Here is a 22,189-nt window from a genome sequence, read left to right on the forward strand (position 1 = left end):
CGCGGGCCATCGAGGAACGGTGGAGTTTTCTGCATCCCTCCATACCCTGTCTATATGCTCGATGTCCGTCACCTCCAGGTCCTGCGCTCGATCGCCCAGGAGGGTTCGCTCGCCGGCGCCGCCCGCGCGCTGCACTACAGCCAGCCCACGATCACCCACCACCTGGCCGCCCTGGAATCCCATTTCGACGCCCGACTCGTGCGGCGCGGGCCGCGCGGCGCCGAACTCACCGAGCTCGGCGAAGCGCTGCTGCCGCACGCCGAGGCCGTACTGGAGCGACTGCGCCACGCCGAACTGGAGGTCCGCGAGCTCGCCGAGCGCGGTACGCGCACCCTGCACATCGGCACCTTCCCCACCGCAGGCGCGCTCCTGCTGGCGCCCGCCGTCAAACGCCTCCACCAACAGGGAGTCCACATCTCCCTCACCGAAGGCGAACTCCCCTTGCTGCTGAAGGGGCTGCGATCCCGGGAGCTTCAGGCCGCCCTCGTCTTCTCGCAGCCCGGCGATCGCCTGGACCTGGACGACGCGTTCGAGCTCCACCCCCTGCTGGTCGACCCGCTCCTCCTGGTCATGCCGCGGGACCACCCCTGCGCGTCCCTGGACCGGGTTCCGCTCACCGAGCTGCGCGACACCGCCTGGGTGGGGGCCGCCGACCCGCACGACCCGTGCGACCGGGTGCTGTCCTGGGCCTGCGCCCAACAGGGCTTCGAGCCCGTCCACGCCATGCGCACCGACGACTACGCCGTCGTGCAGGGCCTCGTGGCCGCCGGTACGGGCGTCGCCCTCGTCCCGCGCCTCGCCCTCGGCGCCCCCCACCCCGACCTGGTGGTCCGCCCCCCGGCCGGCGGCGACCTCGCGCGGGAGATCAGCGTCGTCGTGCTCCGTTCGACGGCGGCCCGCAGCGCCCGGGAAGTGGTCGCCGCACTGCTGGAACAAGCCGCGCTGATCACGGACCGCTGGGCCGTCACGGACTGAGTGCGTACGGCGCCCTCGGCGCGCGGCGGAGGCGGCGTCCGCCCCGACACCCGTTCACCCAGCGGGTTGCGCGCCCGCCCGCCGGTTGAAGGGGAGCCGGCCCAGCACGACCGCCATGCCGCAGGTGTTGCTGAGGGCCGAGAACACCAGCCCCGCCGCGACGCCCGCGGACAACAACTGGAACGCGGGGTGCGCGAAGAGGCCGAGGACCAGGCCGAGCAGGACCAGCGCGCCCGCGGCGAAGCGGACCTGACGCTCCATGGCCCAGACGGCCCGCGCTCGGCCGTCGGGGCGGTCGAGTCGGTGGCCGCCGGCCGCCCAGGCGGTGGTGCCGCCCGTGAGGACGGACGCGTCGATGCCGTGGGCGGCCAGGACGGTGACGGCGTTCTCCGCGCGGGCTCCGGAGGCACACACCACCAGCAGCGGCTTGGGACCGGATGCCTCCCGCAGTTCCGGCAGGGCCCGCCCGAGACGGTCGAGCGGCACGTTGACGGCGTCCGGCAGGTGCCCGGACGCGAACTCGCCCGGGGTGCGGACGTCCACGACGGTCAGCTCGTGGAGGCGGGGGAGCGCCTCGGGCACGCTCAGGGCGGCGGTCACACTCATGGCGGATCGTGATCCTCGGCAGGGGGAGGGCGTGCCCGGATGCGGCGGCACGTGCCGGGGATCCTAGGCGTCGCGACGGCCCCGAAGCGGCTGCCCGGGCCGACTGCCACACGCTCGCCACGTTCCCGCAACAACGGACGCCGGCCCGGCGCCGGCCCCCGACCGGGTTCGGCGGGCCTCACCTGCCGCCGGGTGCGGTCAGCCTCCGCAGCCGGGCCCGTGTGGCGGCCACGCGGACGCGCAGTCGGCGCAGTGGCGTGGGCGGCAGGCCGCGGGAGGTGCCGCGCGCGTAGTACCGCTCGACGTAGAACTGGCCCGCGCTCAGCACGGTGGTGACGGCGACGTACCACAGGGTGGCCACCATCAGCAGCGGGATGACCTGGTAGTTCTGGTTGTAGGTCAGCTGCACCGAGTACAGCAGGTCGTGCACGGCCAGCACGCTGACGATGCTGGTGCCCTTGAGCGTGCCGATCAACATGTTCCCCGCGGTCGGCACGATCGAGCGCATCGCCTGGGGGACGACGATCCGACGCAGCGTACGGAACCTGCTCAGCCCGAGCGCCTGTGCGGCCTCCGTCTGCCCGGAGTCCACGGACAGGATGCCGCCGCGCACCACCTCGCAGGCGTACGCGCTCTCGTGCAGGGTCAGACCGATGACGGCGGTGAGGGTCGGACCGAGCAGGTTCACCGTTTTGACCGTGAAGAGCTCCGGGCCGTACGGGATGCCGAGACCGAGCGTGGGGTACAGGGCGCCGATGTTGAACCAGAACAACAGCTGCACCAGCAACGGCGTGGACCGGAAGATCCACACGTAGCCCCAACTCAGCGTTCGCAGAACCGGGTTGCTCGAGAGTCGCATCACCGCCAGGACGGTGCCGAACAGGAAACCGAGGACCATCACCACGCCCGTCAGCCACAGGGTCAGCAGCAGCCCGTCGAGTACGGCGGAGGTGGTGAAGTGCTGGGCGACCACGCCCCATTGGAAGGCGTCGTTGCGGATGACGGACGTGAGCACCATCGCGAAGAGCAGCAGGGCGACGGCGGCGGACACCTGACGACCGGTGCGCCGGCGCGGCACGATCGGCGGCAGCCCGGAGGCGTCGGAGGAGGGGGTCGAGGCGGCGCCGGGGTCGGCGGAGGGGGGAGCTGTGGCGGTGGGCGTGGGCATCGCGGGGATTCTCCAGGTGAGGGATGCGCGGGCGGTGATGGCCGCCCGGCGCCGCGCGCGAAAAGGGGCGCGGCAGTGGCGCTCCGCGAAGGAGCGGGGCCCGTCCGGGTCCGGGTCGGTGCGTCGTCGCGCTCACCGCGTCCCTCAACGCGGCGGGATCGGCCCTCCCGTACGGGTCAGCCGGTCCGTCGCCGGATCGTACGCGCCCACGGCGTGGCCGTGTCAACCACGGGCGGCCCGCCGGGTGGGACGCGTCCGGGATGCGGGCCGTTGCTTGACGAAGCGCGTCGCGTACTGCTCAAGTAGTCACATGAATGCCCATCAGCGCCTTGTCTCGCGCGACTACATCGACTTCGGTCGGGTGTGGTCCGCGGCTTGTCGCGCCTGATGCGGCAGCGGGCTGTCTGACCGGCCCTTCCCTCCTTCGGTGACCCCGTCGCGGGCCGAGATCTCCCTTCGCACCACCCGCCGCGCGGCGTCCGCCCGTACCGGGACGCGGCGTCGTGAGTCCGGACGTGCGCTGCCCCGCCCCCGCCCCGCGACGTGCCGCGTCGTCCACGTCGTCGTGCCCGCACCGCCTCGTCCATTGCCCTGACGTTGCTTCACCTTGCCTTGTGCAACGGCCAGTTCGCGCTGCCCGCTCGTGATCCGCCGCATCCTCGAAAGGCCACTCCATGCCCGTGGAATTCCTCGGCATCGCCGCCACCAACGACGGTTCCGAAACCACCGCCCGCTCCGGCGCCTCCTTCGACAAGGAGTACACGCTCCGGCTCGCCCGGGCGCACGAGGACCACGGCTGGGACCGGGTGCTGTTCGCCTACGGCTCCGGCTCCCCGGATCCCGCGCCGGCGGCGGCGTACGTCGCCGCCAGGCTCGACCACCTCCAGATCCTGCTCGCCCACCGGCCCAACGTCTCGTACCCCACCTTCGCCGCCAAGACCTTCGCGACCCTCGACCGGATCAGCGAGGGCCGGCTGGCCGTCCACTTCATCACCGGCGGCAACGACCACGAGCAGGGCCGCGAGGGCGACACCCTCACGAAGGACGAGCGCTACGCCCGCACCCGCGAGTACATCCGGATCGTCAAGAAGATCTGGACCACGCAGGAGCCCTTCGACCACGAGGGCGAGCACTACCGGTTCCACGACTTCGTCAGCGACGTCTTTCCCGTCCAACAGCCCCGCCCCGACGTCTCGTTCGGCGGCTCCTCGCCCGCCGCGTACGCGGCCGGGGGCGCCGAGGCCGACGTCTACTGCCTGTGGGGCGAACCGCTGGCGCAAACGGCCCTGCAGATCGAGGCGGTGAAGGCCGCGGCGGCGGCCGCGGGGCGCACACAGGCGCCGCGCATCCAGGTGGCGTTCCGCCCGATCATCGCCCCGACCGAGGAACTGGCCTGGGAGAAGGCCCACCGTACGGTGGCGGCCATCCGGCAACGGCGCCGGGCGGGCAGCCCGGTACGGCGCCACCAGGGCGGCGTCACGGAGGCCGCGGCGCCCGAGAACACGGGATCGCAGCGCCTGATCGCCATCGCCGAGGCGGGTGAGCGCTACGACCGGGCGCTGTGGACCCCGACCGCCGCCGCCACCGGCGGCGCGGGCAACTCCAACGCCCTGGTCGGCACCCCGGAAACGGTGGCCGAGGCCCTGCTCGACTACTACGACCTCGGCGTGGACATCCTGTCCGCCCGCGGATACGACCTCCTCGACGACGCCGTCGACTTCGGCCGGTACGTGATCCCGCTCGTCCGCGAGGAAGTCGCCAAGCGCGACGCCGCCCGGGAAGCCGCCCGCCCGGCCGAGGCCCCGCGGGGCCGGCTGACCGGAGTCGGCGGGTGACGATCCCGCCGGACCGCCCCGCCCCCCGCCCACCCGTCACCGCCCGCCACCACGCCCCGCCATGGAAAGGCCTGCCCACCGTGAACGTCCCCGGGAACGGGATCCGCACCCGCCTGCGCGCCGCCGCCGCCCTCGCCCTCCTGCCCCTCCTGCCGCTCACCGCCTGCGGAGCCGGTGGCGGTACCACGGCGCCGGCGGGCGCCGCACAGGCCTCACCGGCCCCCGCCGACGATCCGGTCGCCGACGTCCGGACCGTGGAGGCCATCGCCGCCCTGCTCCCCGCCGACGTCCGAGGGACGGGCAGCGTACGGATCGGCAGCTCCGTCGGCTCGCCGCCCTCGGCGTACTACCCGAACGGGCAGGACAAGCCGCCCGCCGGCCAGGACATCGACATCGCCAACGCGGTGGCCAAGGTCCTCGGGGTGAAGGCGGAACGACAGGACGCCTCCTTCGAGACGATCCTGCCCGCCCTCGGCAGCGGAAAGTACGACCTCGGCACGGGCAACTTCGGCGTGACCGCGGAACGCCTGAAGACCATCGACTTCGTCACCTACATCAACGACGGCCAGGGCTTCGCCGTGAAGACCGGCAACACCACGCTGACCACGCAGGTCAACGACCTCACCCAACTGTGCGGACTGACCATCGGCACGGGGGCGGGCACCACCTTCGAGAAGACCCTGACCGCCCAGCGGGGCGTGTGCGCCGCGGCCGGCAAGAAGCCCTACGAGGTCAAGGTCTTCTCGGAGCCCGGGGCCGTCACCACCGCGCTCCAGCAGGGCCGTATCGACGTCGTCATGTCGACGATCAACGGCCTGCGCCACCAGGCCGCCCAGCCGGCCGCGCAGACCACCTTCCTCGGCGAGTACCACCGCCTCGACGTCGGCTTCGCCTTCAAGAAGGGATCCCCGCTGACCCCCGCCTTCCAGGCCGCCGTCAACGAGCTGGTGAAGAACGGCACGTACGCCCGGATCCTGAAGAAGTGGGGCACCACCGCCTCCGCCATCGAAGCCTCGCGGATCAACCCCGCCGAGCACACGTGAGCACCCCGGACGAAAGCGCCGCGGGCAACGTCATGGTCGACGTGCGCGGTGTCCACAAGAGCTTCGGGACGCTGGAGGTACTGCGCGGCGTCGACCTGCTGGTCCGAGCCGGAGAGGTCACCGTGGTCATCGGGCCCTCGGGCTCGGGGAAGTCCACCCTCCTGCGCACCATCAACCACCTGGAGAAGGTCGACCGGGGTTGGGTCCGCGTCGACGGCGAACTCATCGGCTACCGCAGCGCCCGCGGCAAGCTGTACGAACTGGGGGAGGCCGAGGTGCTGAGGCAGCGCACGCACATCGGCTTCGTCTTCCAGAACTTCAACCTCTTCCCGCACCTCACCGTGCTGGAGAACCTGGTCGAGGCCCCGGTCTCCGCGCTGCGCCGCCCGAGGGAGCGGGCCCGGGAGTCGGCGCTGCGACTGCTGGAGCGGGTCGGTCTCGCCGACAAGGGCGACGCCTATCCGCGGCAGCTGTCCGGCGGGCAGCAACAACGGGTGGCCATCGCCCGGGCGCTCGCCCTCGAACCCAAGGTGCTGCTCTTCGACGAGCCGACCTCGGCCCTCGACCCGGAGCTGGTCGGCGAGGTGCTGGACGTGATCAAGGACCTGGCCCGCGCCGGGACCACCATGATCGTCGTGACGCACGAGATCGGCTTCGCCCGGGAGGTCGCCGACACCGTCGTGTTCATGGACGGCGGCGTCGTCGTCGAACAGGGGCCGCCCGCCGCCGTGCTGGACGGACCGCGGCAGGAACGCACCCGGGCCTTCCTCTCCAAGGTGCTCTGACCGGCGGACCGTTCACGCGTCGGGGCCCGGCACGCCGGGCCCCGAAACGGGTGTGCGGAGCGCCCCGGACCGGCCCGATCCGGTCAAGCTGCGTGGCCGTTCGGTGAACCGCGCGGGGCGGGCGGCGGGTCCGAGCGCAGGTCACGGGCGCCGCCGCCGCGGACCGGTGATCGCGCCGGGAGCGGACGCACCCCTTGTGAGCTGCCCGAACGACCATTCGGTGCCCGCTATCCGAACGGAGTGTCCGTAAACCGGTCATCGATATGCGCTGCCCCTTCGCATCGGTCACTGTTGGCCAAGTCAGGGCGCGATATTGCAAGAAAGTATCGCGTTCAACCTTGGAATCGAAAGTGAGTTGTGCTGTGCGTCGCATCACCACGGTCTCTGCCGCCGCCCTCCTGTGTCTCGTAGGAGCTTCCGGTGTGGCCGAGGCCCGCCCGACGAGCCTGTACGCCCCGTCCGCGATGGTCTTCACCGTCGTCCAGGGCGACACGGCCACGGACACCGCCTTGCGTGCCTCCACCCTCAGCTGCGCCCCGACCGCCTCGGGCACGCACCCCGACCCCGCCGCCGCCTGCGGGGCGCTGAACGCCACCGACGGCGCCTTCGACCGACTGCTGGCCGCCCCGGACCCGCAGCGGGCGTGCCCCATGCACTACGACCCCGTCACCGTCACGGCGGACGGCGTCTGGCAGGGCGGCCGGGTCGCCTGGAAGCACACGTTCTCCAACGCCTGCGCCATGAACGCGACCCTGAACGGCAACGCCGTCTTCGCTTTCTGATCCACGGCGGTCCGCAGCGCGGCGGTGTGAATCGCTGCGGTGCGATGCGTGGCGCAGGGGCTGCGGGCGTCGGTCGTGCGGGCCGCGCGCTCTTCGGTTCCCTCCCGCACCCGTGACATGCGTCACGGCCCGCACGCCGGTCCGACGGCCCTTGTGGTGATCGTCGGCCCGGCGACATGTCGGGCTATGTCGCTATTTCACGGGGACATGCCGCACTCCGCCAGAAACGGAATTTCTGACTCCTGTTCGGCCCGCTCCAACACGGCTGACGGGGGCCGGTTCTGGCGGTGCACCAGGTGCGTGTCCTCGAGGCCGCCGCCCGGGCATGCACGATCTTCGGGCCGATTCAAGCCGTGTCCCGGCCCCCCTCGACGGCTCCGGGGGCGCGGCTTGCCAGGCCCCTGCCGGGCTTCTAAGAATGGCGACTCCTCCGGCGCCTTCGCGGTCCGGCGCCGGGAGCTTCGCGATCACCGAGTGAGGTCCCGCATGAAGAAGCACCGTAAGAAGAAGCACCATCGGAAGATAGCCGTCGCCGTCGGCGTGCTGGCCATCGTGGGCGTGCCCACCACGGCCATGGCGTGCCTGGACACCCAGGAGACCGACCCCACCCGGGTCGTCTCCTCCCAGCGGGACAGTCGCCCCTGGCACGGCGGACCGGGGGCACAGCAGCCCGTGCAGGCCCCGATCCAGGCGGCCGCCCCCGAGGAGGCGCCGACCGAGCCCGTCGCGCAGCCGGTGGCGCAGCCCGCCGCCGAGCAGCCCGCCGATCCGGCGACCGAGGCCCCGCAGCCCGCCGAGCAGCCCCAGCAGGCACCCCGGCAGCCGGCGCAGCCGCCGGCCGAGCAGCCGCAGCCCGTCGAGCCGTCGGCCGAGGCGCCCGGGACCGGCGCCCCCGCCGACGCCCAGGCCCCCACCGGCGCCGCCGCCGAGGTCCTCGCACTCGTCAACAAGGAGCGGGCCGCCGTCGGGTGCCCCGTACTCACCGTCAACGAGAAGCTGACCAAGGCCGCCCAGGACCACAGCGCCGACATGGCCGCGCACTCCAACATGTCCCACACCGGCTCCGACGGTTCGGACCCGGGGCAGCGCATCACCCGCGCCGGCTACCAGTGGGGGACGTACGGCGAGAACGTCGCCTACGGCTACGACACCGCCGCGAAGGTCATGGAGGGCTGGATGAACAGCCCGGGGCACAAGCGGAACATCCTCGACTGCTCCTTCAAGGAGATCGGGATCGGCCTCGCCCAGCCCGGCCAGTACTGGACGCAGAGCTTCGGCGCCACGCGCTGACCCGCTGGGCGGCCCGGTGACGTGGGGCGCCGAACGTGAGGCACCGAAGTACGTCGCCGGCGTACGCGCGGGGGGCGGCCGAATTCCGGCCGCCCCCCGCGCGTACCCGCCCGACCGCGCTCAGACCTTCGCACGGGCCCGACCCCGCGGCGCCCGACCGGCCAGCGCGTGCAGCCGGGGGTGGCGCGCGCGCCGTTCGCGCGAGTGGCGGTCCAGCTCCTCCATCAGCCGGGCCGAGCGCTTCTCCACCCCCAGCTCGTCCAGTACCCGGTCCGCGTCGGCCAGCAGGGAGCCGTACAACTGCCACTCGTCGGGGTGACGCGCGATCTGCTCGGGCAGCAGGGCGGCGAACCGCTCGCGGCTGCGGCGGGCGATGGCCAGCTCCTCGTTCAGCCGCTCCTCGGCCGCCTCCGCGTTCGCGCTGACCTGGGCCGTCACCAACTGGGCGAAGGACTCGACGGCGCCCGCCAGGTGCGCGTACACCTCCTGGAGCGCCTCCGCCACCCGGGGCGGGAAGAGCGGCTCGGTGCCACGGGTCCGGGCCAGGTCGGTGAGGGTTCGGCACGAGACCCGCAGCACCACCGCGCAGATCTCCAGCGTGTCGAGACCCGTACGCAGCACGAGACGGAAGAGGAGCCCCTCGCGGACGCGGGGATTGAGCCGCAGGCTGTCCTCGGCCTGCCGCAGTGCCGCGTCGACCTCGGCGACGTCGTTGTCGAGCCGGCGGGCCTCGTGCAGCCGGGCGGCGGCCGACTCCACGGTGGTGGCGTGCTCCGCCTCGCTCCCGATGTGCAGGAGGAGCGTGCGCATCCGCGTCGCGAGTCCGGTGATGGCGGCGCTCGCCGGCTCCACCCACACGGGCGGGGCGACGAGCACGTTGAAGGCCAGCCCGACCGCCGCGCCGATCAGCGTTTCGAGGACCCGGTCCCAGGCGGTGTCCGCCACCCGGCTCACCCCGAGGACCAGCATGGCGCTGATCGCCACCTCGGGAACGAACTCCCCGGCCCGCACCAACCGGCCCACCACGAGCGAGGCCAGGATGACCAGGCCGAGGCTCCACCATGTCAGACCCACCAGCGCGCTGAACGCGATCGCGACGAGGACCCCCGCGACCACCGAGTTCACCCGTCGGATACCGGTCGTGAGGGTCGTGAAGAGGGTGACCTGTACGACGAGGAGGGCGGTCAGCGGCGCCGTCAACGGTGCGGGTTCACTGCTCAGCCGTAGCGCGACGGCATAGGAGACGACGGCGGCGGCCGTCGAGCGGAGCGCTTGGACGACCGCTGGTTCTCGGCGTACGACGTGCAGGAGCGAGGCAAGTGCGTGGGTCATGCCCGTGCGCCTGCCCGCGCCCGGCGGCGGAAACCCGTGACCGGCATGTTTCGAGGCCCCGGGAGGTTTCAACCGCCCCGCGCCGAGCACGCGCCGGGTGAGGCACGTGGACCCGAACCAGGAGGGAGCCGGCATGGCAGCCGACCGGCAGCACCAGGATGAGGATCAGGACGTCGTGGCGTTGATCCTCAAGGACCACCGCAGGATGGAGGACCTGTTCCGCCGGATGCGGAGCGTGGAATCCGACCGTGCGGACGCCCTGACGAAGTTCTCCGCCCTGCTCATCGCGCACGGCGAGGCGGAGGAGTCGAAGGTGTACGGCGCCCTGAAGCGCTTCAAGGACGTGGACAACGAGGAAGTCGAGCACGGGGCGGAAGAACACCAGGAGGGCAACGAGGCCCTCCTGGCCCTCCTCGAAGTCGACGAGGTGGGCTCCGACGCCTGGGACTCCAAGCTGGAGGACCTGGTCAAGGCGGTCTCCCACCACCTGGACGAGGAGGAACGGACCATCCTCAACGGCGCCAGGGAGAACGTCCCCGACGAGCGGCGGGCCGAGCTCGGCGCCGCCTTCCTGGAGGAACGCGCCCGCCACCTGGCCGCGGACTGCGGCAGCGTCGAGAACGTCCGGACCGTCGTCGGCAAGTGACCCGGGACGAAGCGGGCGGCTGCCCTGCGCCCCGCCCCCGTCGCAGGGGGCGGGGCCGGAGCCGGTCTACAGCGGTCGCGGCAGCCCGATCAGCGGCGTGCGCACCGGGGCGGCCAGGCCGACGAACACCACCAGCTGACGGCCGCCCGGGTTGGTCTGCAGCGGGACGAGCTCCCAGTTGTTGGTCAACCACACGTTGCCCGACGGGTCGACCTGCACCCCCGTGTTGCGGACCAACCCGTCGAAGCCGTACCCGGCTGAAGCAGGCGAGATGGGCTGCCCGGTCCGGTGCCCCGGCGGGCAGGCCTCCGTACGCACCCCGCACAACCGCGTCACCCGCTGCCCCGAGAAGTCGGCCACCCACACCGTGTCGGCGCCGTCCACGGCGATGCCCCACGGCAACAGCAGGCTGCCCGTGGTGAACGACGCCTCCGGGGTCGAACCGTCGGGGTCGAGCAGGATGACCGAGGCCCCGTCCGCGGTGGGGCCGCCCGCCGGGCCCGCCGAATCGGCCAGGTCCTGGGACGTGTCGTCCTCGCACGGCACCCGTACGCCCCCGCTGTTGGACACCCACTGGTTGCCCCGGCTGTCGGCCGCGATGCCCATCGGCCGCCGCAGCCCGCCGCCGGTCACCGTACGCTCCAGGTTCCCCTCCGGACCGAACACGGCCACGCTGTCACTGCCGTTGCCCGTGACCCACGCCCGGCCCCGGCCGTCCAACGCCACGCCGAACGGCTTCACCAGCTTGCCGTCCCCGACCGGAATGTTCTCGGCCCTCCCGGGCCGGCCCCGCGGGATCCGGGTGACGCTGCGGTTGCCGCAGTTCGCCACCCACACCGTGCCGTCCCGACCGGTCGCGAGCCCCTGCGGCTGTACGAAGTCCCCCTGCCGCCAGCCCTGCGGCGGGGACAGCGCCCGCCCCCGCGGGTCGAACTGCGAGACGCTGCGGAAGAGCGGGTCCGGATCCAGCGCGCAACCGCGCCCCTGGAAACCGAAGTTGGCCGCCCACACATCACCGGACCGGTCGATGGCCACCCCGTACCCGGCCCCGTACAGGCCGCCGCCCGGGTAGGGCGCGCCCGGGGCGTCCCGCCCGTCGGGGCGGATCCGGAGCAGCTCCCTGCCTCCGCACGCCGGGTCGCGCGGATCCCGGGCCCAGACGTAGTTGTTCACCACCCAGGCGTCACCGGCCCTGTCGAAGGCGATGTTCCCCGGACCGTCGAACTCCCGCCCGTTGCCCTCGTAGCGCAGCGCCAGCGTCCACGCCGTCGGCGCCGCGTCGAGCGCCGGGGTGTACACCGGCCGGCGCCGCGCCAGCGCGAACACCGCTCCGGGGCGGGTGCCCGGCGCGCGGGCGATGTCCGCCACCGCCTGGAGGGTGTCCCGGGGCAGCTCGCCGCCGGGCACCCGCGCCGCCTCGAAGAGTTGCGCGCAGTCGCGGGCCCGCGCCGTGCACGCGGCGAGCGCGTCCGCCAGGGAGTTGAAGGCGCGCAGCGTCGAGGTCTGCCCGCCGTTCGGCGGCGCCGCCAGGATCGGGGAGACCCCGCCGGTGGTCACGTCCGCCAGGTTGTGCGCCACCGACGCCGCGTTGCGGGGCCCCGGCCAGGGCCCCGCGAAACCGCCGTCCCGGGTGAACTGGGCCAGCGCGAACCCGGCCGCGACGGTGGTCCGCTCGGTGACGCCGAGCCGGCGGCCCGGACCGCCGGCGGCCCCGGTCAGGACGGCCGCGAACCGTACGGGAGGCGTCGTACGGGCCCTGCCGCCCGCCCCGCCGTCCGCGGGACGCGCGTCGGCCGTCACGTACACCACCGCGCCCGGGTCCCGGGGAGGGGAGTACGCCACCCGGAACCGGCCCCGGTCGTCCGTACGGGCGCCGCCCAGGCGGCGCGGCCGGTCACCGAAGCGGGTGCCCGCCTCGTACACCGTGACCGCGGCCCCCGGCACCGGGCCGCTGCCGCCCCGCACCACCCCCTCCTGGCGTACCTCCCCGGAGCCACCCGGCCCGGGGTCACCCGAGGCCGGCGCGGGCCCGGTCGCCACGGCGATCGAGAGCAGGGCGGCCAGGAGGGCCGCCCGGTGATGTCCACGGCGCATGCGCATCCGCATGGTCCTTCCTTCGGGCTGGGGCAGGGTCGGCGACAGCCTCACAGCACCGGCCGCGCACCCGTCCGGTCCCGCCCCGCCGCACCCACCCGATCCGCCCGTACGGACCAACCGCCGGCGCCGCACGACGGGCCGCTTCGAGCGACCTCGCGAGGGCGGGACGCCGGGTGCGGGGGTGAGCCCTCGCGATCGCGCGGGAGTGCGGCTCCGCCTTCGGCGCGCCGGCACATGACGCACGGGGGCGTACTCCCGTGCGCCCCCGCGTGCTCCTTCGGCGACCCGGAGCTCCCCGCTACGGTTCCGGGCCATGAGCGGACACACGAGGAAACCGGCCATGCCGACGGAAATCAGTACCCAGATCCTGCCGCCCTCCTCGCCGTGGTCGGCCGCCCCCGTGATACCGGCTCCGGTCTGCCGCTTCGAGAACTTCCTCGGCGCGGAACGCGCTGCCTCCCTGCTGGCGTACGCGATCTCCCGGGAGGCCGACTTCCGCGCGGGAACCGTTCTGGACCCCTTGTCCGGCCAGGTCTCCCGCAAGGGGCGCAGCTCCCTCGTCCTTCCCGTCACGAGTGCCGTCTTCGGGGCCCACCTCGCTGACGCCCTGCCGCTCGTGCGGGAGATCCTGGGCCATCAGGCCGTGCTCACGCAGACCTTGACCGTCCTGACGGCTCACGGCGAGGGGGGCCACTACGGCCTCCACACCGATGCCTCGCGGGTTCGGGACGTCAGCACGGCCCTGTCGGCGGTGTACTACCTCCATGGCAGGCCTCGCGGTTTCGAAGGGGGCCGGCTCCGGCTGTACGACACCACGTTCCAGGACGGCGAGGCCCGGCCGGCGCAGACCTACCGCACCATCGAACCCGAGCACGACAGCATCGTGTTCTTCCCGGCCAGCGCGTTTCACGAGGTGGTCCCGTCCACGTGCCCCAGCGGACGGTTCGCAGACCACAGGTTCTCCCTCACGACCTGGATCAGCGCCGCCGAGTCCGCGAGGACGGAACCCGACTCCTCGACCGGCATATGGAAGTGGATGGCGCGCGCAGCCGAGCACACCCGCCCGGTGGAAGCCGCTCTGCGAAACCACGACGGCGCCGACCCCGTCGCCCTGCCCGCGGTCGACCCTGCCGCGCGACTCGTCCTTCCCCCGACCCGCTCGACGTAGGCAATCGGTGGATCGCCGATGTGGAAGGAAGCCGCCGGCCGCATCCACAGGTCGAGGTCGGATTGCCGCCGGCGTGGTGCGTCCCGGTTGATCACACTTGCGGCATGACGATTTCCTCCCCGACGGATTCGGTAACCGTCCTCACCGGCATGTACGCGGCCGAGGCGCAGTACCTGGCGGCCGGGGGGCCGGGCAAGGCTCCGTTCGCCTTGCTCGCCCCCTTCTTCGCACCCGATGTCGTGCTGCATCAAGCCGATGCCCTGCCCTATGGCGGAACCTGGCAGGGGCACGAGGGCATGGAGCGGTTCTTCCTGATGATGAGCCAGGTGTGGGAATCGTTCGACATGGGGGAACAGGAGTTCCTGGCCACCGGCGAGACCGCGGTGGTGCTCACCCAGGTCCGTGCTCGCGCCCGTGCCACCGGCCGTGAGCTCACGTTTCCTATCGTGCAGACGATCAGGGTCGAGGGCGGCCGGATCTGCGAGGTCCGCCCCTTCTACTGGGACACCGCGGCGATCGCCGCCGCCTGCGCGGGGCCGACACCGGCCGGCCCAAGCCGTCCGTGAGCCGGCCCGTGGTTACGCGGGCCGGTCGGTCAGCAGGGCGATGGCGAGCCGGGTCTGCAGTGCGGCCAGTGCGCGGACCACCGGGACAGCGGTGGCCAGCAGGAACACCCCGATGCCGGTGTTGAGTCCGATGTCGGCGGCCCGCGAGGAGGTGTCGAGCATCAGCTCGGCCAGGCCTTGGTTGTCCCGCCCCCGGGGCAGGGACCACGACCAAGTGACGTAGAGCAGCTCACCGATGCCGCCGAGGGTCCATGCCAGTGCCACGCTGAACGTGGTGACCTGGAGCGGGAAGGCGACCACCGGATGGACGAGGTCCCGCCAGGACCGCGGGTCGCCCACCGCGCGCAGCGTCCCCGCCCATCCGGCGCCGGACGGCCGCGGCTGGTGCGCCGGCAACGGGTGGCCGGTGACGGCCGTTACGCGCCGGCGTTCCCGGTTGGCCAGAGCCCGGGCCGCTCGCAGTGTCCCGGCCAGGATCGGCAACCCGACCCAGACCACGAGGGTGGACGCTCCGAGGGCGGCTCCCGTCACCGCGACGGTGAACGCCGCCACCCCGATCGGTAGTCCGGACAGCAGGTATCCCAGCTCGCGGCGGAACCGGCCGGCACGCGGCTCGCGCGTGGTGGGTTCCTGCGGGACGGTGGGGCGTGAGGCGGTCTCCATCATGTGACCACGCTCGCTGGTTCGCGTTGCCGGGGCGAGCCTGCTACCCCGCCGGCGGAGGGTAGGGCTTACCCCACCCCGTCGTCGAACCGGGCTGTTCCTCGGGCGGCCCGTCGTCGATCCTCGCGGGCAGCGCGATGCTGCGCGGGTCGCGGGTCGCGGGTCGCGGATCCGGGGGAGGGCCCGGAAACACATGCCTGCGACGGTGCCGTCCGGCGGGGCGCGGAGTGCGTCGGCCGGCCGGGTTCAACGGCAGGGTCCCCCACCGGACACCAGGCTCTCCCGGGTCGTGCCCGGGGGTCAGTACGCGAGGTCCTGCTCGGTCCACACGGTCTTGCCCGCGGCCGTGTAGCGGATGCCCCACCGCTGGGCGAGTTGCGCGACGATGAACAGCCCGCGGCCGCCCTCGTCCACGGCGCGGGCGTGGCGCAGGTGCGGGCTCGTGCTGCTCGCGTCGTGGACCTCGCAGGTGAGAGCGCGGTCCTTGATGAGGCGCAGCCGCAGGGGCGGACTTCCGTAGCGCAGGGCGTTGGTGACCAGTTCGCTGACGATCAGTTCGGTGCCGGCGACGGTGTCCGCGTCCACTCCCCAGCTCTCTAGCGTCCGGCGCGTGTACCTTCGAGCGGCGGCCGCCTCGGTGAGGTCGTCGGCCAGGAGCCGGGTATCAGCGCAGTGGGCGGGGAATGCCCGGGTGCGGGCCAGCAGGAGGACCGCGTCGTCGCCACCGCCGAGGTTCCCGAGCGCGTACAGGGCGTTGTCGCACAGGTCCTGAAGAGGCCGGCCGGGGTGGGCAAGGACCTCGCGGAGCAGGTCCGGGACGTCTTCGGTGGCGGCCGGGGCCGCCGGGAGCAGCCCGGGTGTGTAGAGGGCGAGGGTGCTGCCTTCGGTGAGTTCGACGGTGGTGGTGGCGAAGGGCCAGCCCCCGCCGCCGCCCAGCACCGGTCCGACGGCGAGGTCCGCGGTCTCGGCCGGCCCGTCGGGACGGACGATCACCGGCGGAGTCGGCTGGCCGGCGCAGGCGAAGGTCCAGGTGCGCTCGAACGGGTCGTAGACGCCGTAGAGGCAGCTCGCGGACAGCGGCGGTAGGCGCGCGGGGAGGCCGGTGGGCGGGGCCGCGCGTTCCACGGCCAGGAAGCCCGCGGTGTCGTCGAGGCGGGCCAGGAGCTCGTCCGGTTCCAGGTCCAGCCCGGCCAGCGCGTGGACGACGGTGCGCAGCTGCCCCATCGTCGTCGCGGTGTGGATGCCGTGTCCGGAGACGTTGCCGACGACGAGGGCGGTGCGGGCGCCCGAGAGGGCGATCACGTCGAACCAGCCGCCGCCTCCGCCCTCGGCCGGGACGTGCAGGTGGGCCGTTTCGACGGTGCTCTGCCCCATGGGAAGGCGTGGCAGCATGTGTCGTTGGACCGTCGCGGCGATGGTGTGCTCGCGGGTGAAGCGGCGGGCGTTGTCGACGCACAGTGCGGTGTGGGAGCACACCTCGCGGACGAGACCGAGATCGCCCTGGAGGAAGGGGGCGGAGCCCTCCGTCCGGTACAGGCTGATCAGACCCAGGACGTTCCCGCGCAGCGCCAGCGGGGCCACCAGCAGGCTGTGCGATGCGGAGGCGCGGATCGCGCCGGCCCTCCTCGGGTCGGTCCCCAGCCACGGACTGTCCTCGTCGAGGGCAACGATCCGAGGGTGCAGGTCCGTCAACGTCCGGCTGTAGGGGGTGGGATTGCGAAGACTGCGCACGTCACCCACCGGATGGGCCTGCTCCTGCCGCCCGCCCTCGCGGGACCGGAACGCCGCACGCCGCAAGGGCACGTCCTGAGCCAGCGGGCCCGCCGGGGGCTCCTCGCCCCGGACCACGGCCTCCACCACCTCGACCACGGCGACATCGGCGAAGGCCTCGACCAGGGTTTCCGCCAGTTCCTCACAGGTGGTGATCACGTCGAGGGACCGTCCCACGCGTTCGCGCACCGCGTCCCGCACCCGCAGCCGGGCGCGCGCCTCCTCCGCCTCCGTGACGTCGACGGCCGCGACCGCCACCCCCAGTACCACCCCCGCCTCGTCGCTCAGCCGGAACACCGACATCGAGCGTGCCCGCTCCCGCCCCTGGTCGGAGTCCAGCCGGGTGCGTACCAGCCGTTCCCGTACCGGGATCCCGGTCTCGAGCACCCCGCGGATCAGCCGCGTCACTTCGCCCGGCGCGTTCAGCCCCGTGAAGGCCTCGGCGAAGGGGCGCCCCAGCAGGCCCTCGACCGGAACGTGATGCATGGGGCGTGTGGCGGTATTGATCCGTACCAGCCTCAGGTCCGTATCCAGGACGTGCAGGCCCACCGGCGACTGGGTGAACAGGGCGTCCAACACCGCCAGGTCCATGTCCCCGGGGACACCCCGCCTCGCCCGTCGGGACGGATCGTCGTGCGTCATCGCGGTCACCTCCGTCGCCCAGCCTGCACGACCGGCGCGCCACCGGCCCTTCGCGCAGCCGTGATGTAGCTCGATCAGCCGTCGCACCGGACGCGCCCGAAGGGTCGCGCCCGCGCTCGCGGAAGCGGAGGACGTCCTCGGGGAGACCTGGCCGAGGTGCACACCGGTCGCCACCCCCTCGTCGGCCGCCCTTGCGTCGGCCACCCCCTCGACGACCGGCGCGGGGAGACCCGAAAGCGCCATGTGAACAGTGGTGTTGACATCGCCCAAGCCTCACCCTGACACGGCGCGCCACTGCGCCACCACCGACTGAGGGACAGCGCCGATGGCCGGGCGGCCCCCCGTGCGGGAGCCGCCGCCCGGTCGAGCCGCGTCGTCGCCGGCGCCGCGCCCGCCCCGGATTCACCCCCGTGAGGACTTTCGGTGGGACAGGCCGTTCAGGAGGGTACGTTCAGCCGGGTTGAACTGAGGACGATCGAGCTGAGGGCGCAAGGGGCCGATGAGAGCGGCCAGCAGGACACCGGGCCTGACGAGGGACGTGGGCGGGGCCTGGAGAGCCAGGACGTCAGTCAGGGCCGTGGCCGCACGGAACGATCCGGTGGCCGTGCGGGACAGGCGGCTGACGTAGCGACGTAGGAGTCGATCGGCGCATCTCGGGCGCTTTCCCTCGGTGGTGGAGAAGTGGATGTCCTGACCAGTGGCAAGGGCCCAGGCGATGTCGACGGGCCGGGCGATGGCGCGCTGCGCGCGGCGGGCCGGGTCGCGTGTCGAGCCGGTCGCGAGCACGTCACGTAGGGCGAGGGCGCCCAGCGCCGCCACCGACATGCCCTGCGCATAGACGGGGTTGAAGGTGGCAACGGAATCCCCCAGGGCCACCAGTCCTTCGGGCCGCGCGCCGAGCCGTTCGTAGTAGTAGCGCCGATTCGCGGTGCTGCGGGTGAGACTGACGTCGCCGAGCGGTTCGGCGTGCTCCAGCAGGTCGGCCACGAGGGGATGGCGCAGCGTACGGGCGAAGGGCTCGAATTCCTCCGGGGCACGAGTGGGCTCTCCGCCGGGGGCTCCCATCAGGCTGACGTGCCAGCGGTCGCCGTCGATCGGCAGGATGCCGCCGGCCTTGGCGGGTTGCCGCAGGCGCGGGTCGGCCTGCACTCCGACCACCGGCCAGCCGCGCGTGGGGACGGGGGCCCGGTAGAGGCGGCTCGCATAGACCATGCCGGAGTCGAGATGCTCCTCGGCGAGGTTGGCGATACCAAGCCGGGCAAGCCACCGGGGCAGGCGGGAGGCCCGGCCGGAGGCGTCGATGACCAGGTCGGCGCGCAGTTCCGCTTCCACGCCGTCGGCATCCCGGATCCGTACGCCCCTGACGGCATGTCGGTCGCCGAGCAGCCCGACGGCCCTGGTGTTCCCGCGTACGGTGACCCGGGAGTCCTTGAGGACCTCTTCCCGGACGACGAGGTCGGTCAGGTCCCGGCTCGCGGTGATCACGTAGTGCGTGGCTCGCTGCCAGCGGCGGTACCACCCCTCGGGAGAGAAGATCACCATGTCGGTGGTCACCGGTATGCGGTGGGCGCCCGCGGCCAGCAATCGATCGATGCTGCCCGGCAGCAGAGTGTCGATCGCCTCTGCTCCGCCGGCTTGCAGCCAGTGGATATGGGCGGCTTGAGGAACTCCGGTACGCGGTTCGGGCCCTGCGGGCAGATCGTGGGCTTCAAGGATCTCGACGGAATCGACGTGTTCCTTGACGGCCGCTGCCGCGAGCATGCCCGCGATGCTCCCCCCGACGATCACGACGCGTTCGGGGCGGCGGCGCGTGGGTTCTCTCATGATGGGCTGCCTCCTACGGCGGCACGGAAGTGCTCACGGACGGTGTGGACCACGGGCGAAGCGAGCGCCGCGGACAGGCGGACCAGGTCATGGGCGCACAACTCGGGCTGGAGCGTGCGCTCTTGGAGTACCCCGGGGTCCGTCCGCTGCCGCTCGCGAGCGACGAGGATCATGGTTGCATCCGCGGTGACCGCGGCGGAATACTCGTCGCCACCGGTGCGGAGCGCCGTGCGGTACGCCAGGAGGCGCGCATCAACCGGCCGCACCTGGGCAGTTCCCACCGCGGCCGGCCGCTCCAGCCGCGGCGCACGGCCGTCCACGGTGGGGGCGGACGTTTGACCGGCTTGCGCCGCCCCGGTTATGTTGCGCGCCATGTACCGATCCGCGCTGCTGACGACACGAGGTCACGTCGACCTGAAGCGTGTCTGCTCCGCAGCGTGTCCGTGGTCCTGACCGCACGGCGACCGCGCGCGACCCTCGGCCTCGACCTGCCCCTGGGCAGGCCCGGAGTCCGAACTCCGCGCCGTGCACCCGTGTTCCGGTGAACATCGCTCCCTCCGGAGCCACCCGCGCACGCCCCGCCCGGGGACCGGCCGCCCCACGCGCCGCCCCCGGGAGCCGGGCGTTCCGCGCCACCGCACAGGACCTGGAAGGCCCCCCGTGGACAGACAGAAGACACCCGCCGGCCGCCGCGCGCCCCTGCGCCGTTCCGACATCCCGCCGGCCGCCGCGAACCCGCTGCGCAGGGCGTCCGGTACCGGCGCCGTGCTGGGCGCCGTCCTCGACCACGGCCCCGTCGCGCGCAGCACCGTCGCCCGGCTCACCGGACTGTCCCCGGCGGCGGTCAGCGGTCACTGCGCGGCCCTGCTGGACCGGGGGCTGCTCAGGGAAGGACCGGAGACGGCGGGCCCTCGCGGACTGGGCCGCCCGTACATCCCGTTGGAGGTCGACACCAGCCGCTTCCTCGTCGCCGGGGCCCACATCGCCGTCCCCCACACGACCCTGTCCCTGATGGACCTGACCGGTCGGATCGTCGCGGAGGAGCGCCACCCCCACGAGGGCACCGAACCCGGGCGGGTCCTCGCGCGGGTGGCCGCCGGAGTGCCGCGGCTGCTGGCCGCGCACGGGGCGGGCCGCACCGCCCTCGCGCTGGGCGTCGCCACCGGGCACTGGGTCGATCCCGAGGCCGGGGCCGTGGTGCACCACCCCCAACTGGGCTGGCGGGGCGTCCCGGTACGGGACGAGCTGGCTCGCGCGACCGGTGTCCCCGTCCACCTCGACAGCCACGCGCGGGCCCTCGCCCGGGCCGAGCAGCTCTTCGGGGAGGCGGCCACCCGCGCCAGCGCGGTCGTCCTGTTCGTCGGCAACGTCGTCGACGCGGCGTTCGTCACCGCGGGCGCCGTGCACCAGGGGCCGCGCTTCGGCGCGGGCAACGTGGCGCACCTTCCGGTGGGCACACCCTCCGCCGGGGGCTCCTGCGCCTGCGGTACGGCCGGGTGCCTCCAGTCCGGGGTGTCGGAGCCGGCCATGGTCCGCCGCGCCGTCGAACGGGGCCTGCCCGTCACGTCGTTCGCCGCCCTGCTCGAACTGGCCGTCGAGGGCGACGCCTCGGCGGTGGAGCTGTTCCGGCAACGCGCCAGGCTCACGGGCCGGGCGGCGGCCGTACTGCTGGACATGTTCGACCCCGAAGTCCTGGTGGTCGTCGAACCGGGTACGGGCCGACTGCCGGGCTGCATCGATGAGTTGCGGACGGAGGTGCGGGCGCGGTCCCTGGTGTGCGACGACGCCGGCCGGGCCGTCGTACCGAGCAGCTTCACCGGGGCCGTACTCGCCACCGCGGGCGCGGCCGTCGCGCTGGGCGCCCTGTACGACGACCCGCTGGGCCCGTGGCCCGCGCTGCCCGCGGTGTCCTGACCCGGGCGCCGCCGCTCGGCCGCCCGGGGAAAACCCCGGGCGGCCGAGGGAAATCGACTTAATTCAGAAAGTTGCATTGTTGACCGGGCCGGATCCGGAAAGCGAGGATGGATCCATGAGCAGCCCGCAGAGGAACCGACGGTACGCGCACCGGATCGCGCGACACTGCCGCTCGGTCCGGCCGGCCGTCTCGGGCGCCGCCCGTTCCTGTTGTTGTTGACGAGCGGGCCGTAGGCCCCTTTTCGGTGCGGTCCTCGAACGCCGACCGCCCTTCCTCGCGTACGTCCCGTCGTGACTTTCCGCTGCCTTCCGCGGATTTTCCCGCGCATCACCCATGTCGCGCCACCCCTTTGCGTACCACCTCTTTGCGTACCACCTCTTTGTGTACTGATCCTCTCCGCGTCGCTCCTTTCCGCGTCGTTCCTTTCCGTACCGCCCTTTGCGTACCGCCTTTCCCGCGGCGTCGATTTCGGCTGCCCGCGGCCGAGCGGACGCTTTCCCGCGGCGGCTCACGGCATCACTCACCCTGGGGGGAACCTTGACCATTTCCTTGTCCTCGCATCCGGCGGCGAACCTCGTCGAGCCGGACCGCTTCAAGCAGATCTTCCGGGCCTACCCGGGCGGCGTCGTGGTCGTCACGGCCGACTCCGGGGCGGGTCCGGTCGGCTTCACCGCCACCTCACTGGCCTCGGTGTCCCTCGCGCCGCCCCTCGTCTCCTTCGGCATCGCGAACGGCTCCTCCTCGTGGCCGCACCTGGAACGGGCCGCGACGGTGGTCGTCAACTTCCTCGCCTCAGGGCAGGAGGACCTCGCCGGGCGCTTCGCCACGAGCGGCATCGACCGGTTCGCCGCGCCGACCCGGTGGCACCGGCTGCCGCAGGGCGAGCCGGTCCTCGACGGGGTCACCGGCTGGCTGCGGCTGGCCGTCGAACAGCTCGTTCCGGCGGGGGACGCGCACATCGTCATCGGCCGTGCCGTCGAAGCACGGCAGAGCGAGGACGGCCGGCCCCTGCTCTTCCACGACGGGGCCTACACCTCCTTGAGCACCCCGACGACCGGCGGATCCCCGTCATGAGAACAGGA

Annotated in this window: 19 protein-coding genes; 11 read left to right on the plus strand and 8 right to left on the minus strand. The window is 73.0% G+C overall.

What is annotated here, in order from left to right:
* Positions 1-54: 54 nt before the first annotated feature.
* The gene (locus ACFY0I_RS10835) at positions 55-975 is read left to right on the plus strand and encodes a LysR family transcriptional regulator (protein WP_388893001.1); all 921 of its coding nucleotides are present in this window, start codon (positions 55-57) and stop codon (positions 973-975) included.
* Positions 976-1,029: 54 nt separating this feature from the next.
* Here the strand turns inward: ACFY0I_RS10835 and ACFY0I_RS10840 are convergent, their stop codons facing one another.
* Together ACFY0I_RS10840 and ACFY0I_RS10845 are read right to left on the minus strand one after the other, a co-directional pair.
* Entirely contained in the window at positions 1,030-1,581 is a 552-nt protein-coding gene (locus tag ACFY0I_RS10840) for a rhodanese-like domain-containing protein (protein ID WP_388893003.1), read from the minus strand.
* Positions 1,582-1,759: 178 nt separating this feature from the next.
* Positions 1,760-2,758, minus strand: coding sequence for an amino acid ABC transporter permease (locus ACFY0I_RS10845; RefSeq protein WP_388893570.1), 999 nt, complete (start codon positions 2,756-2,758; stop codon positions 1,760-1,762).
* A gap of 665 nt (positions 2,759-3,423) precedes the next feature.
* Here ACFY0I_RS10845 and ACFY0I_RS10850 point away from each other — a divergent pair.
* From ACFY0I_RS10850 to ACFY0I_RS10870, 5 genes are all read left to right on the plus strand, one after another.
* Entirely contained in the window at positions 3,424-4,584 is a 1,161-nt protein-coding gene (locus ACFY0I_RS10850) for an LLM class flavin-dependent oxidoreductase (protein WP_388893005.1), read from the plus strand.
* Positions 4,585-4,664: 80 nt separating this feature from the next.
* A complete protein-coding gene (locus ACFY0I_RS10855) occupies positions 4,665-5,627 on the plus strand; it encodes an ABC transporter substrate-binding protein (RefSeq protein WP_388893007.1) in 963 nt (320 codons plus the stop codon).
* A 32-nt stretch (positions 5,628-5,659) separates the two neighbouring features.
* Positions 5,660-6,412 carry an amino acid ABC transporter ATP-binding protein gene (locus tag ACFY0I_RS10860; protein WP_388893572.1) on the plus strand — a complete coding sequence of 251 codons (753 nt, stop codon included), beginning with the start codon at positions 5,660-5,662 and terminating at the stop codon, positions 6,410-6,412.
* A gap of 422 nt (positions 6,413-6,834) precedes the next feature.
* Positions 6,835-7,194 carry a subtilase-type protease inhibitor gene (locus ACFY0I_RS10865; protein WP_388893009.1) on the plus strand — a complete coding sequence of 120 codons (360 nt, stop codon included), beginning with the start codon at positions 6,835-6,837 and terminating at the stop codon, positions 7,192-7,194.
* A 486-nt stretch (positions 7,195-7,680) separates the two neighbouring features.
* Positions 7,681-8,484 carry a CAP domain-containing protein gene (locus ACFY0I_RS10870; RefSeq protein ID WP_388893011.1) on the plus strand — a complete coding sequence of 268 codons (804 nt, stop codon included), beginning with the start codon at positions 7,681-7,683 and terminating at the stop codon, positions 8,482-8,484.
* A gap of 120 nt (positions 8,485-8,604) precedes the next feature.
* Here ACFY0I_RS10870 and ACFY0I_RS10875 read toward each other — a convergent pair whose 3' ends face one another.
* Positions 8,605-9,816, minus strand: coding sequence for an aromatic acid exporter family protein (locus ACFY0I_RS10875; protein WP_388893013.1), 1,212 nt, complete (start codon positions 9,814-9,816; stop codon positions 8,605-8,607).
* Between the two features lie 133 nt (positions 9,817-9,949).
* Between ACFY0I_RS10875 and ACFY0I_RS10880 the strand changes: the two genes are divergently transcribed.
* Positions 9,950-10,462: a hemerythrin domain-containing protein gene (locus tag ACFY0I_RS10880; protein WP_388893015.1), complete on the plus strand. Its 513-nt coding sequence runs from the start codon at positions 9,950-9,952 to the stop codon at positions 10,460-10,462.
* 66 nt (positions 10,463-10,528) lie between these two features.
* On the opposite strand, the gene ACFY0I_RS10885 is transcribed toward ACFY0I_RS10880, so the two are convergent.
* Positions 10,529-12,568 carry an NHL repeat-containing protein gene (locus ACFY0I_RS10885; RefSeq protein ID WP_388893017.1) on the minus strand — a complete coding sequence of 680 codons (2,040 nt, stop codon included), beginning with the start codon at positions 12,566-12,568 and terminating at the stop codon, positions 10,529-10,531.
* A 331-nt stretch (positions 12,569-12,899) separates the two neighbouring features.
* Between ACFY0I_RS10885 and ACFY0I_RS10890 the strand changes: the two genes are divergently transcribed.
* Positions 12,900-13,727 (plus strand): 2OG-Fe(II) oxygenase, encoded by an 828-nt coding sequence (locus tag ACFY0I_RS10890; RefSeq protein WP_388893019.1) that lies wholly within the window; start codon positions 12,900-12,902, stop codon positions 13,725-13,727.
* Positions 13,728-13,831: 104 nt separating this feature from the next.
* Entirely contained in the window at positions 13,832-14,293 is a 462-nt protein-coding gene (locus ACFY0I_RS10895; protein WP_388893021.1) for a nuclear transport factor 2 family protein, read from the plus strand.
* A 12-nt stretch (positions 14,294-14,305) separates the two neighbouring features.
* On the opposite strand, the gene ACFY0I_RS10900 is transcribed toward ACFY0I_RS10895, so the two are convergent.
* The 4 genes from ACFY0I_RS10900 to ACFY0I_RS10915 all read right to left on the minus strand — a co-directional run bounded on the left by ACFY0I_RS10900 (position 14,306) and on the right by ACFY0I_RS10915 (position 19,566).
* Entirely contained in the window at positions 14,306-14,959 is a 654-nt protein-coding gene (locus ACFY0I_RS10900) for a sensor domain-containing protein (RefSeq protein ID WP_388893023.1), read from the minus strand.
* A 297-nt stretch (positions 14,960-15,256) separates the two neighbouring features.
* Entirely contained in the window at positions 15,257-17,611 is a 2,355-nt protein-coding gene (locus ACFY0I_RS10905; protein WP_388893025.1) for a SpoIIE family protein phosphatase, read from the minus strand.
* A gap of 159 nt (positions 17,612-17,770) precedes the next feature.
* Positions 17,771-19,192 (minus strand): FAD-dependent oxidoreductase, encoded by a 1,422-nt coding sequence (locus ACFY0I_RS10910; protein ID WP_388893027.1) that lies wholly within the window; start codon positions 19,190-19,192, stop codon positions 17,771-17,773.
* A complete protein-coding gene (locus tag ACFY0I_RS10915; protein ID WP_388893029.1) occupies positions 19,189-19,566 on the minus strand; it encodes a hypothetical protein in 378 nt (125 codons plus the stop codon). Before ACFY0I_RS10915 ends, ACFY0I_RS10910 begins: the two co-directional genes overlap by 4 nt.
* A gap of 286 nt (positions 19,567-19,852) precedes the next feature.
* On the opposite strand from ACFY0I_RS10915, the gene ACFY0I_RS10920 reads away from it, so the two are divergent.
* Together ACFY0I_RS10920 and ACFY0I_RS10925 are read left to right on the plus strand one after the other, a co-directional pair.
* Complete coding sequence (locus tag ACFY0I_RS10920) at positions 19,853-21,106, plus strand: ROK family protein (protein WP_388893031.1); 1,254 nt, start codon at positions 19,853-19,855, stop codon at positions 21,104-21,106.
* A 538-nt stretch (positions 21,107-21,644) separates the two neighbouring features.
* On the plus strand, positions 21,645-22,181 hold the full coding sequence (locus ACFY0I_RS10925) for a flavin reductase family protein (RefSeq protein WP_388893033.1): 537 nt from the start codon (positions 21,645-21,647) through the stop codon (positions 22,179-22,181).
* Positions 22,182-22,189 lie beyond the last annotated feature (8 nt).

This window comes from Streptomyces sp. NPDC001568, assembly GCF_042893755.1.
In the GTDB taxonomy this organism is placed as follows: Bacteria; Actinomycetota; Actinomycetes; order Streptomycetales; family Streptomycetaceae; genus Streptomyces.